The 16,291-nt window shown below is 31.6% G+C and carries 12 protein-coding genes and 1 riboswitch; of the genes, 5 read left to right on the top strand and 7 right to left on the bottom strand.

The annotated features are described in order from the left end of the window. Nucleotides 1-278: 278 nt before the first annotated feature. On the bottom strand, nucleotides 279-3,185 hold the full coding sequence (locus N456_RS09550) for a DEAD/DEAH box helicase (protein WP_062056291.1): 2,907 nt from the start codon (nucleotides 3,183-3,185) through the stop codon (nucleotides 279-281). Between the two features lie 171 nt (nucleotides 3,186-3,356). Beyond that, complete coding sequence (locus N456_RS09545) at nucleotides 3,357-4,490, bottom strand: DegT/DnrJ/EryC1/StrS family aminotransferase (protein WP_062056288.1); 1,134 nt, start codon at nucleotides 4,488-4,490, stop codon at nucleotides 3,357-3,359. 105 nt (nucleotides 4,491-4,595) lie between these two features. Here N456_RS09545 and N456_RS09540 point away from each other — a divergent pair, with 105 nt between their 5' ends. Beyond that, nucleotides 4,596-5,837: a 3-deoxy-D-manno-octulosonic acid transferase gene (locus tag N456_RS09540; RefSeq protein ID WP_062056286.1), complete on the top strand. Its 1,242-nt coding sequence runs from the start codon at nucleotides 4,596-4,598 to the stop codon at nucleotides 5,835-5,837. 79 nt (nucleotides 5,838-5,916) lie between these two features. Here N456_RS09540 and N456_RS09535 read toward each other — a convergent pair whose 3' ends face one another. Continuing rightward, nucleotides 5,917-6,573 (bottom strand): DUF2461 domain-containing protein, encoded by a 657-nt coding sequence (locus tag N456_RS09535; protein ID WP_062056284.1) that lies wholly within the window; start codon nucleotides 6,571-6,573, stop codon nucleotides 5,917-5,919. Nucleotides 6,574-6,586: 13 nt separating this feature from the next. After that, entirely contained in the window at nucleotides 6,587-7,201 is a 615-nt protein-coding gene (locus N456_RS09530) for a deoxynucleoside kinase (protein ID WP_062056282.1), read from the bottom strand. 372 nt (nucleotides 7,202-7,573) lie between these two features. On the opposite strand from N456_RS09530, the gene N456_RS09525 reads away from it, so the two are divergent. Beyond that, on the top strand, nucleotides 7,574-8,092 hold the full coding sequence (locus N456_RS09525; protein WP_062056280.1) for a DUF302 domain-containing protein: 519 nt from the start codon (nucleotides 7,574-7,576) through the stop codon (nucleotides 8,090-8,092). A 403-nt stretch (nucleotides 8,093-8,495) separates the two neighbouring features. Here the strand turns inward: N456_RS09525 and N456_RS09520 are convergent, their stop codons facing one another. The 3 genes from N456_RS09520 to metK all read right to left on the bottom strand — a co-directional run bounded on the left by N456_RS09520 (nucleotide 8,496) and on the right by metK (nucleotide 11,022). Then, a complete protein-coding gene (locus N456_RS09520) occupies nucleotides 8,496-8,867 on the bottom strand; it encodes a hypothetical protein (RefSeq protein WP_148639276.1) in 372 nt (123 codons plus the stop codon). Nucleotides 8,868-9,190: 323 nt separating this feature from the next. After that, on the bottom strand, nucleotides 9,191-9,550 hold the full coding sequence (locus tag N456_RS09515; protein ID WP_062056276.1) for a hypothetical protein: 360 nt from the start codon (nucleotides 9,548-9,550) through the stop codon (nucleotides 9,191-9,193). Nucleotides 9,551-9,765: 215 nt separating this feature from the next. Then, complete coding sequence (gene metK / locus N456_RS09510) at nucleotides 9,766-11,022, bottom strand: methionine adenosyltransferase (protein WP_062056274.1); 1,257 nt, start codon at nucleotides 11,020-11,022, stop codon at nucleotides 9,766-9,768. A gap of 325 nt (nucleotides 11,023-11,347) precedes the next feature. Beyond that, nucleotides 11,348-11,458, top strand: a riboswitch (SAM riboswitch). Nucleotides 11,459-11,592: 134 nt separating this feature from the next. Here metK and N456_RS09505 point away from each other — a divergent pair. Genes N456_RS09505 through thrA form a run of 3 tightly spaced genes read left to right on the top strand, consistent with a single transcriptional unit; the run spans nucleotide 11,593 to nucleotide 16,289 of the window. Beyond that, nucleotides 11,593-12,882, top strand: coding sequence for an O-acetylhomoserine aminocarboxypropyltransferase/cysteine synthase family protein (locus N456_RS09505; RefSeq protein WP_062056272.1), 1,290 nt, complete (start codon nucleotides 11,593-11,595; stop codon nucleotides 12,880-12,882). An 18-nt stretch (nucleotides 12,883-12,900) separates the two neighbouring features. Next, a complete protein-coding gene (locus N456_RS25235; protein ID WP_062056270.1) occupies nucleotides 12,901-13,863 on the top strand; it encodes an alpha/beta fold hydrolase in 963 nt (320 codons plus the stop codon). Between the two features lie 11 nt (nucleotides 13,864-13,874). Continuing rightward, on the top strand, nucleotides 13,875-16,289 hold the full coding sequence (thrA, locus tag N456_RS09495) for a bifunctional aspartate kinase/homoserine dehydrogenase I (protein WP_062056268.1): 2,415 nt from the start codon (nucleotides 13,875-13,877) through the stop codon (nucleotides 16,287-16,289). Nucleotides 16,290-16,291 lie beyond the last annotated feature (2 nt).

Raw genomic sequence — 16,291 nt, 5'->3', positions numbered from 1 at the left:
CGATGCGGACAAGGATGGTAACAAGGTGGACGATGCTGATAACAATATAAGCAATGAGGTTGTTAGAGATTGTCTTGCTAAAAAGGTATTAAAGCACAAAGTGTGTCATAAAAAAAGACAGTATCCATAATTTTGTGTAAATAAAATTTCAGCGGGTTTAACTTTTTATAGTTGAACCCGTTTTTCATGGTAGTGTCCAATAAACTGTGTAAATAACAATTAGGCGGGTTTTAAAACCCGCCTAATTGTTTTTGTGGAAGATATGAAACCTTGGGTTTTTATTTTAGCAACTCTTCTAAATTTTGTTCTATATAGTTTGGCATAGTGTTTACATCAATAATATCATCAGACAGCCCTTTTTTCTTTTCTTGTAGCTGTAGTATTTTTTCTTCGATAGTATTTTTAGTAATAAACCGAGTAACCATTACATTGCTAGTTTGTCCAATACGATGCGCTCTGGCTATGGCTTGTTTTTCTATAAATGGATTCCACCATGGATCTAATAGAACAACATAAGAGGCTTTGGTAAGATTTAGACCAACTCCTCCTGCTTTTAGAGAGATAAAAAATAATGAAACAGCATCATTTTTCTGAAACTCATTTACAATACCCTCTCGATCAGAACTTTTTGTTGTTCCGGTTAAGGTAACATAGGATATGTGATGTTGCTGACACCATTCTTGATATACCTCTAGATGTGACACAAAAGAACTGAATATAAGTACTTTTTTATGAGCACTTATTAATGTGTTTAGGTGATGAGTAACATCCTGAAATTTCCCAGAAGGATCTTCTGCAGTATGGTCTACAAGTTTTGGATGATTGACAATCTGGCGTAGCTTAGTTAATGTGTTAATGATATGGATCTTATTGGTTGTAATAGGATCATCAATACCGAGTAATAAATTTCTGGCTGCAGATTTCTGAGATTCGTATTGTTTTTCTTGCTTAGGTAGCATCTCTGTATATACGATCTGTTCTGATAATTCTGGAAGATCTTTAGCAACCTGTTCTTTGGTTCTTCTTAGGATAAAGGGATCAATGATGGTTTTTAATTCCTGGATACGCTCTAGATTTTGATGCTTTTCTATTGGGGTTTTAAAACGATCTTTAAAAAAAGGATAGCTCCCTAACATTCCAGGATTAATAAATTCCATCTGTGACCATAGATCAGATAATGAGTTCTCGATAGGGGTACCACTTAATGAGATTTTATGGTTGGTGTGAATGGTGTTTATTGCTTGAAAAATTTTAGACTCTTTGTTTTTGATTTGTTGACTCTCATCGGTGATCAGGTAGTTAAATTTTGATTTTTTTAGGACATTAATATCTTTTGATATTGTAGAGTATGTGGTTAGTATGACATCATAGGTGTCTATGTAAGGTGCGATTTTTTTGCGATCAGTTCCTGTATATTTTACGATGGAGAGATGTGGAGCAAATTTTAGCAGTTCTGATGCCCAATTAAATACTAGAGAGGATGGTAATACAATTAGTGCCTTGAGGTATGTTTTTATTTCTAAAGGATCATTGAATAGATCTAATCTAACTTTTTTTACATTTTGATCTTCGGGTGCTAGTTGTTCTTTAGCAAATACTAACATTGCAATAGTCTGTAGTGTTTTTCCTAGCCCCATATCATCAGCTAGGCATGCTCCTAATTGATTATTATAATGGTTGACTAACCATTTTACTCCCTCTTCTTGATATGGGCGTAATGTAGCTTTAAGCTTTTTAGGCGATGATTGATAAGATTGAATAATAGTGTCTTTGATACTGATTTTTTCTGGGGAGACAATATCTTCTAATAGGGTATAATTACTTTTGGTAATGCGTACATTATCTCCTTTTATCTTACCAAAATCTACCAATTTTTTGTATCGTGTCATCCATTCTATAGGGATGATGAAAACTTGATCTTTATCGATAGGAAAAAGTCTATTATTTAATTTGATATATTTTACAAATTTTGAAAAAGGAATTTCTTGATCTCCAATAGTAACAATTCCCTTTATATCAAACCAGTCATTTTCTTTTTGGGTATCTATTGCAATATCATATGCCGCAGTATTGATAGTTTTTTCTTCTAATAACGGTACTATGATCTTAAAACCATCTGCTTCTAATTGCTGTTTATGTAATGTTATCCATTTGATGATTTCAAATGGATCCTCATTGTTTTTGGTACTTAGTAATAAATTGTTGTTAACTTCTAATCCTTTAGCGGTTAATAAATCAATGATTTTTTGCTCTGTATCGGGATTACGTTTTGTTTGGATAATTTGGATCTGATCATTATCTTCAAAAATAACATTAGAAACTGTGGTTTTAGTACTGTTATAATCAAAGAGAATAGTGTTGTACTCAAAAACAATTTTGAGAACATAGTTATTCTGGATAAAATCCTGAACTACTTCTATAGTATAAGACGTAATGTGATCATGGGTAATAATATCAAAACCATGGGTGATAACATCTATATTTTTAATGATGGGTATAATTACTTTTTCTAAATAGATTTTGATATGCTTATGGGCAATGGTGATTTTTTCTTTACTAAAAAAAGGTTTTAGTTTATTGGCATTTAGATCTTTGATTTGATAAATACACTTATCGATGATTACCCATGAAGGATCATTAAGTAATATTTTAATACTATGGTTTTTAGGAATTATATGTAGTTCTTCTTTTTTTAGAGAAAAAGCATATTCAATTCCTTCTTCTGTTTTGGTAAACTCTAATATGGGATTTAACTCAGTAAGGTTAATGGTCAGTTGATGAATCTCTAGAGGATCTTTTCTATCGGCATTATGGCTTATCGGATATTGATGTGTAGTAAGTAATGAATAAAAAGTCGATAGTTTTTTATTGATATAATCAAGGACTACTTTTTTATTTTTTTGATCTTGTAATAGATCTGAAAACCCAAAGTTTTTTTTCTTTTTTGCAGGAGAAAACCGTTGTTCTAAAGCCCTTATTTTTAGATCAGAGCATATTTCTAAAAGTTGTTCATGCGGGGTGTCTAGAAAAGGAATTCCGACACTAGTTAACGTATCATGTGTTGCTTGTTTTAATATATAACCAAAAGAGTTGTCTATAAGTGGTACAATATAGGCTTCTGGTAAAGGGGGGATTTCAGTAAAACTGTGTTCTGTGAGATTATAACAAATATGAAGAGAATCCATGTAAATATATGGTAAGTTTAAAGTATTAGATTATGTAGTAAGAAAATTAATATTTTCTATTATTTCAAAACAAAGCCAGAAAAAGCCAGAAAAAGATATAATTCTTCGGTTATATTTCTTTCTGACTTTATTGTATAGAGTGATTTTTTAAAACTGTAGAAGGAAAATCCTTTATTGGTTTACAAAATCAATAACAGTTTTAGTTATAAAATCAATTTGTTCATTGTCTAATTCGGTATGCATTGGTAAAGAAATAACTTCTTTTACTAGTTGATTGGTTACAGGAAAATCAGCTTCATTATATCGTTTATCAAGATATGCTTTTTGACTGTGTAAGGGTATAGGGTAGTATACTCCACAAGGAATTCCGTTATCATTAAGGTGCTTAACCAAGGCATCACGATCAATATCTATTATTCTAAGAGTATATTGATGAAATACATGGGTGTCTTCTTTATCGATAATAACAGGAGTACTAATATGTTTCTGGTTAGCAAAAGCTACTGTATATTTTTTTGCAGCTTCTCGACGAGCATTATTATAGCGATCGAGATTAGTAAGTTTTACTCTAAGAATTGTTGCTTGTATAGAGTCTAAACGAGAGTTTACACCAATAACATCGTGATGATATCTTTGATACATTCCATGATTTACAATCCCTCTAATAGTATGTGCTAAGTCATCATCATTTGTAAAAATAGCACCACCATCACCATAACATCCTAAATTTTTAGAAGGGAAGAAAGAAGTAGAAGCAACATGACCGATAGTTCCCGTTTTAGAGGTGCTACCATCTTTAGAATGATAGTTTCCTCCAATACCTTGGGCATTATCTTCGATTACATATAAATTATGTTCTTTGGCAATAGCCATAATAGCATCCATATTAGCAGATTGTCCAAATAAGTGTACTGGTACAATGGCTTTTGTTTTTGGAGTAATTGCTCTTTTTATGGCTTCGGGATCAATATTAAAAGAATCAGGTTCGACATCTACTAATACAGGAGTAAGTTGTAGTAAGGCAATAACTTCTACAGTTGCAGCAAATGTGAAATCGGCAGTGATGACTTCATCACCTGGTTGTAAACCTAGTCCCATCATGGTAATCTGTAATGCATCCGTTCCATTAGCACATGGAATAACGTGTTTGACATCTAGATAGTCTTCTAATTCTTTTTGAAAACTATGTACCTCAGGACCATTGATAAAGGCTGTAGATTCTACAACGTTAAGAATAGATGAATCTATACGCTCTTTGATTTGCTCATATTGACCCTTAAGGTCAACCATTTGTATTTTCTTCATGTTGATGTATATTGAACTCCACGAAAGTACAAAATATTGAGGCTACTGCCAATGTAATGTTAAATAAAAGAACTGTATTTTAGCAGTTCATAAAAATAAAAATCCTTGGGCATTTTATATACTTTTTTTATAGCATTATTTAATCAAATACTTCCTATTATTGGGGTGTTAAGTCCTAAACTTAAATTGTTTGTTAATGGTAGGAAAACTGTTTTTCATACTCTCGAGGAACATTTTTCTATTCCAGACCGAGTCTTGTGGTTTCATTGTGCTTCTCTAGGAGAATATGAACAAGGTGTACCTGTAATGGAAGCGTTAAAACAAAAATACCCTAATCATAAGCTATTGGTAACTTTTTTTTCGCCTTCGGGCTATGAAGCAAAAAAAAATAGTGCCTTAGCAGATGTTATTGTGTATTTGCCTATGGATACCAAGGGCAATGCTAAACGTTTTATAACATTGGTAAAACCAGAAATAGCTGTTTTTGTAAAGTATGAGTTTTGGCCTAATTATTTACAAATATTATATGCTAAGGCTATACCTACAGTATTTATATCGACAACATTTAGAAAAGATCAAGTGTTCTTTAAGTGGTATGGAGGTTTTATGAGAAAAGCATTACGAGCAATAGATCACTTTTTTGTACAGGATACTGTATCTAAAGAATTAATAGAAAAATTAGGTTATAGTAAGGTAACAGTTAGTGGGGATACGCGTTTTGATCGAGTATCACATCAGATCGAAATGGATAATCATGTTGATTTTATTTCAGAATTTGTTAATGAGAGACTTTGTGTAGTAATGGGTAGCTCATGGGTAGAGGATGAAGAGGTTTTTATTGATTTTATAAACAGTGCTTCTGATCAGGTATGTTTTATTATTGCTCCTCATGAGATAAAAGATAGTACTACACATACATTAAAACAAAAGATTAAAAAGAATACGGTTTTATATTCTGAGAAAGAGAATGTGATGTTACAAGAGCAACAGGTATTTATTATGAATACTATTGGATATTTGTCTCGAGTATATAGTTATGCTGACATTGCTTATGTAGGGGGAGCAATGGGGACAGGAGGATTGCATAATATTTTGGAACCAGCAACTTTTGGGATTCCGATTATTATTGGTAAAAACTTTGATAAGTTTAGAGAGGCTAAACAGCTTCAGGAATTAGCAGGACTATTTTCGATATCAAATGCCACTGAATTTACTCAGATAATGAGTAAGCTTATTGAGGATAAAAAATTTAGAGAAAAAACAGGAATGATTTCTGGGCATTTTATCAATAGTAATACAGGAGCAACAGACTTGATTGTTGAGTATTTGATTGAGAGAATCAAGTGACTTAAAAACTATAAAATTGCAAAACAATAAAACTGAAGGTCTAGTGCTATAGAAACTAAAAGGATTTTGACTTCTCCTGTTATACAGTAACAGCTTCATTAAAATAGCGTCTAAACGGAAGCATTTCTTGATATACAGTAATCACCTTATCCATAAAATCTTTTTTTAGGATGTCTTCTTTTGATAAGGGATGAATTACTGCAAATGTTCTATGACGTAGTAAATCAATATATTTATGATCCGAGGTATATCCTTTAGGGGTGGTTTTTAACTTATCTTTATCAAAGTATAGTTCTCCAAAAGTTTGTTTAAAGCTTTTTTTGTTTAAAATTTTAATCAATTCCTCACCATTATAGTCGATAGCTTCTCGTATACTATTAAGTATTTTAGTGTCAGGTTTCCAATACCCGCCAGCAAGTTCGCAATCATTGATGCCGATTTGAATATAAAAATCCCCTTGCTTAGTACGTTGATCTAATCCTGCGGCAAAATGATCTTTATAAACAGGTTTGTTAGGATGAAAAAGTAAGTTGTTATTAATGCGATTAATTCCTTTTTTTCCAGAAGTAGGATAATAATTAGGATCGATTTCTGCTAATTTGGTATCTAGCTCGTCTAGCCATTGTATAAATGAATTTCTAATGATTTGATACTGTTTTCTATTAGCATCCATCCATTCTTTTCGATTATTATCTTGTAAGTCTTGCAGAAATTTAAATAGAGGCTTAAAGTCCATTGCGATCTAGAAATTAGAATAATCCGTTTAATTCTGCATCGATACGATTAATGATAGTACCTAGATCTTCTGGATTATCTACGAAATTGATATGGTCCACATCTACGATAAGGAGATTACCTTTATCATAATCATGTGCCCATGCTTCATAGCGTTCATTAAGTCTGCTGAGATAGTCGATACTAATTGTATTTTCATATTCACGACCACGTTTATGAATTTGATTTACTAAATTAGGAATACTACTCCTTAGGTAAATTAATAGATTGGGTCCCTCTACAACTCCTTCCATAAGATCAAAAAGGGATCTATAATTTTCATAATCACGGTTAGTCATAAGCCCCATCGAATGAAGGTTTGGAGCAAAAATATATGCATCCTCATAGATCGTTCTATCTTGTATGATATCTTTTCCGCTTTGTCGGATATCCAGTATTTGTCTAAAACGGCTATTAAGGAAATAAATCTGAAGGTTAAAAGACCAACGCTCCATTTTATTATAAAAATCCTCTAGATAAGGGTTTTCTAAAACATCTTCAAAATGGGCTTCCCATTTATAATGTTTAGCAAGTAATCGGGTTAATGTAGTTTTTCCGGCTCCAATATTTCCAGCTATAGCTATATGCATAGTTGATCTTTTTTTCTTGAGGTGTTTTTTGTAAAAATTGAGTTAAAGTCTGGTGGTAAATATAGTGGATTTTATGAGTAACATAAAAAAGGATGGAAAAGAATTTTAAGAAGATGTATGTTTTTGATTCAGAATCTTTCTTTAATGAATATTAAGGACATTGAAAGCTTGGTTTGATTATGTTTTAATAGTAAAAAAACGCATTACTTTAGTTTTAAAAAAATAGAGTGTATATAGTTTTATGAATAGATTTTATTAAATGAATTAATGTTTATAAGGTAATGCTTTATTGATTTGAAAATGAGTATATGCGATTTGTAATTATTATGTTGATTAACGACTAATTGGTACTAACTTTTAAAAAGGCTTGTAATGCGAACTTATAAAATAGTAGGATTGTTATTGATATTAGGGATTGTATCTTGTAATCAAAAACAAAATGATACGTCTAAGGGTAAAGAAATAAATTTAATAAAAGAAATGGATAGTAATAGGGGAGAAGGTGTAATTACAAAAGTAAGCACTCAGGATTTTGAAAATACGTATAATACACTTGTTGAGATCATAACTAATAATCCTAATTTAAAGATAGTGGCTCAATTAGATCATCAAGCTAATGCAGCATCAGTAGGGTTAAAGATAAACCCAACACGAGTGATTATGTTTGGTAACCCTAAATTAGGAACTCCTTTGATGCAGAATGCTCAAATTGTTGGGTTGGATCTTCCTCAGAAAATTTTGATATGGCAAGATGAACAAGGAGTTGTTAATGTTTCTTATAATGATCCTGAGTTTTTAAAAAACCGTCATGGTATCAGTGATAATGAAGAGATTTTGACAACAATTGCTAAGGCTTTAGATAATATTTCTAAAGGTACTATAGGAAAGTAGATCTAGAGTTTTTATATTTTACTTTAATTGGTCTCTTGCTAGATATGTAACTTTAGATAACTTCCTCAATGTTAAAACCTAAATTATTGTTGATATTAATACTTGTAAGATCTATTTTGATTTTATTTATAGGATCTATTTTTATTCCCATTAAGGGCTTAATCCCTCAGTGTTTGTATCGAAATGATTAAGTTTTTTATATACCCCCTTGTGGGGCTTGCTCTTAGATTGTTGGCTGATGAGGGCAAAAAAAGTTTTATTAATGTGATCAAAAAAGTAGTATTAGTGTTTTGAGGATAGGCAACTTCTCCCTCAATCCTCCCCAAAAAGTCAAGTGTTAGGTCTTTTTCTATTTGGGGAGAGGATTTTAGGAAAGGGGGGTATTACAGGGTAATTTATTTTTTTACCAACTAGATAAGTAAGATTCTTTACTATGGTATGGGATATTTAAATATACAGTGTCTAGTATTTTAGAAGTGTATATACGTTCTTTATTATTCAATAATCGTTTTTTGTTATTTAAAATTTTCTTTTTGATTTTTCTCCATTCTTTTATGCGATACTGGTTAATATTTACAGGTTGCGTGTTTGTTGTTTTTGCATAAGTAGGAGCAATTTCTTGGGAGTCGATCAGTCCATTAGTATAAGAATGATTGTTTTTTTGAGGTGTATTGTTAATACTAACACTACTAGGCTCAAATTCAGTTGTATTACTTTGCCCTATTGATGAATATGATATCCATAATAATACTACTGTAGTAAGAATGATTTTCATTTTTTTAGGTTTTGAATCATTAGTATTTATAGATGTGAAATCAAAACTAATTATTAAGATTTTTGTAAAATTTAGGGTCTTAATAAGTGTCTGATATTCAGTTACTAATATAGTGATATTAACTGAGTTTTTGCTACGGATAAACCACATAAAATACGGGGAATATACCACTAAAAAAATGACTGTTTTTTTAATGGTATATTCTAAGTTTTGATAAGAAAAATACTAAAGAGTAGAGGTGTTTCTTAATAAAAAAAGAGCTACATTTTCATGTTTTTTATGAAAATGTAGCTCTTTATTAGTTTTTTAATAGAATTATTATTTTACCATCCAGATAAACGAGATTTCTGGTTAATGTTGTATGCAGGGATGTTTAAATATATAGTATCTATTGTTTTAGAAGTATGTATACTGTTTTTAGTACTATATATTCTTTTTTTGTTTTTACGGAGTTGTTTTTTGATTTTTCTCCATTCTTTTTTACTGTAATTAGTATCGTTTTTTTCTATAGTAGTTTTTAATACCAGACGATCAATAACAGTAATTTCGGGAGTACCATACTGCTCTTCTTTGATCTGGTTATCAATAGTTTTTATAGAAGTAAGTTCATTTTCAAAATCCTGACTAAAACATATAGCGCAGATTAGAAGAAAACTAATTTGTATTGCAAGTTTTAATTTCATTTTCCTAAATTTTAATGTATTAATTGTTAATGATACACTGAAATTCTAAAAAAACCATATCAGCATTATTTCCCTTTCTAAATAGATATGTTAGGTATCATTGTGTGATTATAGTGCAAAAATAGTAATAATACTTGGTTTTTTGCTACGTGTAAACCTCATTTTAAATAGGACTTAACAAGAAATCGATAAAAGGTGATTATATCTGATGAATGCTATATGTTAAAGGATTTTTTTACTTTTTCTACATAATCTAATTTTTCCCAAGTAAAGAGCTCTACTTGTTTTTCAATTTTACCAGAGTAAGGACTTTTAAAAACCTTTGTTATAACTTTCGGTTCTTTTCCCATATGTCCATATGCAGCAGTTTCTTGATAGATTGGATTTCGTAGTTTAAGGCGTTCTTCTATAGCAGCTGGGCGCATATCAAAGATTTCACTTATTTTTTCTGCTATTTCTCCATCTGTTAACTCTAAAGTACTCGTTCCATAAGTGTCAACAAAAATAGAGGTAGGTTCAACTACACCAATTGCATAAGAAACTTGTACTAATACTTCGCTAGCTACTCCTGCTGCTACTAAGTTCTTAGCGATATGTCTAGATGCATATGCAGCAGATCGATCTACTTTGCTAGGATCTTTACCAGAAAAAGCACCACCTCCATGAGCTCCTTTTCCACCATAGGTATCTACAATAATTTTTCTTCCTGTAAGCCCTGTATCTCCATGAGGACCTCCGATTACAAATTTTCCAGTAGGGTTGATATGGTATGTAATCTGATCATTAAAAAGTTGCTGAATGTATTCTGGTAACTGAGCAACTACACGTGGGATCAAGATAGAAACAATATCTTTTTTTATTTTACTAAGCATTGTCTCATCATCAGCATCAAAATCATCATGCTGCGTAGATACAACTATAGCAACAATACGCTGAGGTATATTGTCATCACTATACTCTATAGTTACCTGACTTTTAGAATCAGGGCGTAAGTATGGAATTTCTGTTCCTTCACGCCTTAATTTAGCTAATTCTATTAATATCTTATGAGAAATATCAAGAGCTAAAGGCATATAATTAGCAGTTTCTTTGGTGGCATACCCAAACATCATTCCTTGGTCGCCAGCTCCTTGCTCTTCTTTAGTGTCCCTGTCAACACCTTGGTTAATATCTTGTGATTGCTCATGAATTAATGAGATTACACCACAAGAATCTCCACTAAACTGATATGCTCCTTTAGTATACCCAATTGTATTGATTACTTCTCTTGCAATATGTTGTACATCAAGGTATGTTTTAGATTTTACTTCTCCAGCAAGAACGACCTGCCCTGTAGTAACCAGAGTTTCACAAGCTACTTTAGAGTCTTCATCAAAAGCTAAAAAATTATCTAATAATGCATCACTGATTTGATCTGCTACTTTATCTGGGTGCCCTTCAGATACACTTTCTGAAGTAAATAAATATGCCATTAGTTATTGTTTTTATAGAAAAAGTTAGACGCAATTGCGATGTGAAGCTTTCGAAATATTATTTTTAAATCGAACTGCTTTAGCATTTTTATAATATTTAAACGTTTTTCTAATCTTAAGTTATCGTTTAAATATTTTGGGTTGCAATCAGTCAAATCTTTCCCTTAATAAATATGCCGACAAAGGTAAAAAAAATGGTAATATTAAAAAGCTTTTAACGTATGATTAATCTTTTATTAGTAAACAAAATATTTTTTTAAAGAAAAATGATGTGATTTAAAAATAATTACTAAGTTTGCACTTAAGTTTCTTATACATATTTAGTAAGTTATTAAGAAAGGCGGAGGGAGTAGACCCTGTGAAGCCTTAGCAACCCTTTATTTATTTAAAGAAGGTGCTAAATTCTATCTCAATTGATATTGAGAGAAGATAACTCGATACAATTATAATTCTAAATAATTGTCGTTTCCTTTCTTTTTAATTTTCTACATACATAACACTTAGTTTAATTATAGTGTTTGGCGTATTTGGGTTTTATTTACAAATTTTTAAAATTTAAATTAGAAAATTATGAGTTCACAAAAATTAGCAACAGCAGCTTTACATGCAGGTCATGATGTATCTGCTAATGGAGGTACTAGAGCAGTACCTATTTATCAAACAACATCATATGTTTTTGATAATGCAGATCATGCAGCTAATCTATTCAACCTATCTGAATCAGGGTTTATTTATACTAGATTGAATAATCCTACGAATGATATTTTAGAACAACGTCTCGCTACTTTAGAAGGTGGTATTGCATCAGTAGTAACAGCTTCTGGTACTGCAGCAATTAGTACTGCCTTATTAACATTGCTAAAAGCAGGTGATCATATCGTAGCCTCTAGTAGTTTATATGGAGGGACATATAATTTATTAAGTGTTACATTACCTAGATTAGGGATAACAACTACGTTTGTAGATCCATCAAACCCCGATGACTTTAAAAATGCTGTCCAAGAGAATACACGAGTCTTTTTTGTAGAATCTTTGGGAAACCCTAAGTTAGATGTATTAGATTTAAAAGTAATTTCTGCACAAGCAAAAACACATAAAATACCTTTAGTAGTTGATAATACTGTAGCTACACCTGCATTATTAAACCCTATAGCACATGGAGCCAACATTGTAATTCATTCGCTAACTAAATATATAAGCGGTAATGGTACATCGCTAGGAGGGGTGATTATTGATGCAGGAACTTTTGACTGGTCTAGTGGTAAATTCCCAGAGTTTACAGAGCCTTCGCCAGGATATCACGGATTAATATATCATGATGCATTGGGAGCTGCGGCATTTATAGCTAAGGTTAGGATAGAAGGATTACGAGATTATGGAGCAGCATTAAGTCCATTTAATGCATTTCAGATCTTACAAGGGTTAGAAACATTAGAAATTAGAATACAAAAGCATAGTCAAAATGCATTAGAACTGGCACAATGGTTAGAGAAACAAGAAGAAGTAACTTGGGTAAAATATCCAGGGCTTAAAAATGATTCATATTATACGTTAGCTCAGGAATATTTGCCAAAAGGACAAAGTGGTATTGTAACTTTTGGAGTAAAAGGAGGGTTTGATTCTGCTAAAACGATAGCAAACGAAACCAAAATCTTCTCTCTTCTAGCGAATATTGGAGATACAAAATCTTTAATAATTCATCCAGCAAGTACAACGCATCAGCAACTAGATCCAGTAAAACAAGAATCTACAGGGGTAACTCAGGATTTGATACGATTGTCTGTTGGATTAGAAGATATTGAAGATCTGAAAGAAGATTTAAAAGGTGCATTTTCAAAAGTTAGTGAAACTATAAAATAAAGATTAGATTATCCTTTTATGCTTCAAAAATTAGACATCTATAACATTACAACCACAGAAGGTAAATGTATTGAGCAAATTCCACTTACATATCAATTGTTTGGAAAACCTCTTTATCAAGCCCCAATAGTATTGATTAACCATGCACTTACGGGTAATTCTACAGTATGCGGAGAAGGAGGTTGGTGGAATGGCTTAGTAGGAGAAGGTAAATGTATTGATACTAATCAATATACAATTTTGTGTTTTAATATTCCCGGAAATGGATATGATGGAGTAGAAAAAAATCTAATTAAAGATTATAAACTATTTAATGCACGTGATATTGCAGCTATTTTTTTAGAGGGATTAAGGTCATTACAGATTAATGATTTGTATGCCGTTATTGGAGGATCTGTTGGTGGAGGAATAGCCTGGGAGTTAGCAGTTCTTAGCCCTAATTTGATTAAAAATTTGATACCTATTGCTACAGATTGGAAATCTACAGACTGGTTAAAAGCTAATTGTTTGGTGCAAGAACAAATTTTATTGAATTCTAAGAACCCTGTGCATGATGCAAGATTGCATGCTATGATAATTTACAGAACGCCAAAATCATTAAACCAAAAATTTGATAGAACTTATAATAAGGAGCAAGAGGTTTATAATGTCGAAAGTTGGTTGTTACATCATGGAAAAAAATTGGATACTAGATTTACATTGTCTGCATATAAACAACTAAATTATATTTTGGCAAATATTGATATCATAAAAGGTAGAAATGATTTTGAAGAAGTGGTTAGAGCAATACAATCTAATATTCATATCATAAGTGTAGATTCGGATCTTTTTTTTACAGCAGAAGAGGATAAAATTACATTCGAAAAACTAAGACAACTACAGCAAAATGTTACTCATGGAATAGTAAACTCTGTTCATGGTCATGATGCTTTTTTAATAGAATTTGAACAATTAAGCACATTATTAAAGGATGTGTTTTAAAGAATAAAAAAATGAAAGTTTTAAAATTTGGAGGAAAATCATTAGCTAACGGAAAAGGAATTCATACAGTTATCGATATTATCGAGGATAAAGTGAAGAATGGAGAGAAAATTACAGTTGTGCTTTCTGCAAGAGGGAATACCACTAATGAGCTCGAAGAGATTCTTGAAAAAGCAGTAAAAAATCAAAGTTATCAAAAAGAGTTTGAATCTTTTAAAGAGTATCAAAAAGCTGATTTTTTAGATATTGATTTTTCAAGAGAGTTCGAAACATTAGATAAACTTTTTGAAGGTGTTTCTCTTTTGGGAGATTATAGTAAGAGAATAAAAGATCAAGTATTGTCGCAGGGAGAGGTTGTTTCTGCAAAATTGGTAACACAAATTCTCAAAGGAAAAAATATCAATGCTAAATTTACTGATAGTAGAGATCTTATCATTACTGATGATCAGTTTGGAGATGCACAGCCGTTAGATAAATTATCAAAAGAGAATGTTATTAATCATTTTCAAGAATATAATGGCACTACAGTAAATATAGTTACAGGTTTTATTGCATCTAATACTAAGAATGAGACAACGACTTTAGGTAGAAATGGGAGTAATTATACGGCTTCATTACTAGCAAACTATTTAGAGGCTGAAGAACTGCAAAACTTCACTCATGTAAATGGGATTTATACTGCTAACCCAGATTTAGTACCTGATGCCCAAAAAATCGAAAAATTATCATTTACAGAGGCAAATGAATTAGCGTATTTTGGAGCCAATATTTTACATGCTAAAACAATTATACCTCTGATAGAGAAAAATATTCCACTTAGGATTTTAAATACATTTAATTATAAAAATAAAGGAACTCTAATAACTGCAGAGGCTAGTGAAAAAGGAATAAAATCGCTATCTGTATTAGAGCATGTGGCACTGATAAATCTCGAAGGAAGAGGACTCTTAGGTAAAGTAGGAGTGGATGCAAGGATATTTAGAGCATTAGCTCATAAGAATATCAGTGTTAGTATAATCTCACAAGGCTCATCAGAGCGAGGAATAGGTTTTGTTGTCGAAGCGGATAAAGCAAAAGAAGCTAAGTCTGTATTAGAACAAGAGTTTGAGTCCGACTTCTATAAGCGCGATGTAAGTGGTATAACTATAGAAGAGAATGTATCTGTAATCTCTATTATAGGTCAGGATTTAAGTACGTTTCATAAACCATACAATGCATTAATAAAGAATCAAGTAATTCCTTTATTGTTTAATAACACCGTTACGGGTAAAAATGTGAGTTTGGTGGTGCGTAAAGAGCAATTACATCGAGCGTTAAATGTAATTCATGGAGAAATTTTTGAAATTGCAAAAAAAATCAATGTAGCTATATTTGGTCATGGATTGGTAGGAGGTACTTTGATAAATCAGATTTTAAAATCGTCTAATCAGATTGAAAAACGAAAAAAAATAGCAATTAATATTTTTGCTGTAGCAAACTCTAAGAAAGTACTTTTTGATCAAACCGGAATAGATCAAAACTGGGAAAGTGAGATTGTAGAACATGGAGTTTCATATACGATTGATGATATTATACAGTTTGCAGATAAACACCATTTAGAAAACTTAATAGCTATTGATAATACAGCAAGCCAGGATTTTACTAAGCATTATATACATTTAGTAGCGCATGGTTTTGACTTGGTGTCTTCTAATAAAGTAGCAAATACATTAAGTTTTGATTTTTATAAAGAACTGAGAGTTAAATTAGAAGAGAATCAAAAACAATATTTGTACGAAACTAATGTAGGTGCTGGTCTGCCATTAATAGATACCATTAAGTTATTACACTTATCAGGAGAGAATATAACAAGGATAAAAGGAGTGTTCTCGGGATCATTAAGTTATTTATTTAATACGTTCTCTATAGAAAAACGACTGTTTAGCGAAGTTTTACAAGAGGCTATTGATAATGGTTTTACAGAACCAGATCCAAGAGAAGATCTCTGTGGAAATGATGTAGGTCGAAAATTGTTAATTTTAGCTAGAGAATTAGATCTAAGTAACGAGTTTGATGATATTAAGATTCATAATTTAATTCCTGAAGAATTAAGAGCAGGAGAGGCTAAAGAATTTTTAGGAAGGTTAAAAGAATTAGATAGTGTTTATCAAAAAATTAAAGAAGAGCAAAAACCTGATCATGTATTGCGATATATTGGTGATCTTTGGGGAGATCTATCTCAGGAAAAAGGAAATCTAGATGTAAAATTAGTCTCGGTCCCTCAGAGTAGTGCGTTAGGACAAGTGAAAGGTTCCGACTCAATTTTTGAGATTTATACAGAATCGTATGGAGATCAGCCTATCGTAATTCAAGGAGCAGGAGCAGGAGCTGCTGTAACAGCGAGAGGAGTATTTGGAGATATACTTCGATTAGCAGAAAAAGGATAAAA

This window comes from Aquimarina longa SW024, from assembly GCF_001401755.1.
In the GTDB taxonomy this organism is placed as follows: Bacteria; Bacteroidota; Bacteroidia; order Flavobacteriales; family Flavobacteriaceae; genus Aquimarina; species Aquimarina longa.
The sequence above is the reverse complement of the archived record's forward strand: the minus strand, read 5'-3'. Positions and strand labels throughout refer to the sequence as shown.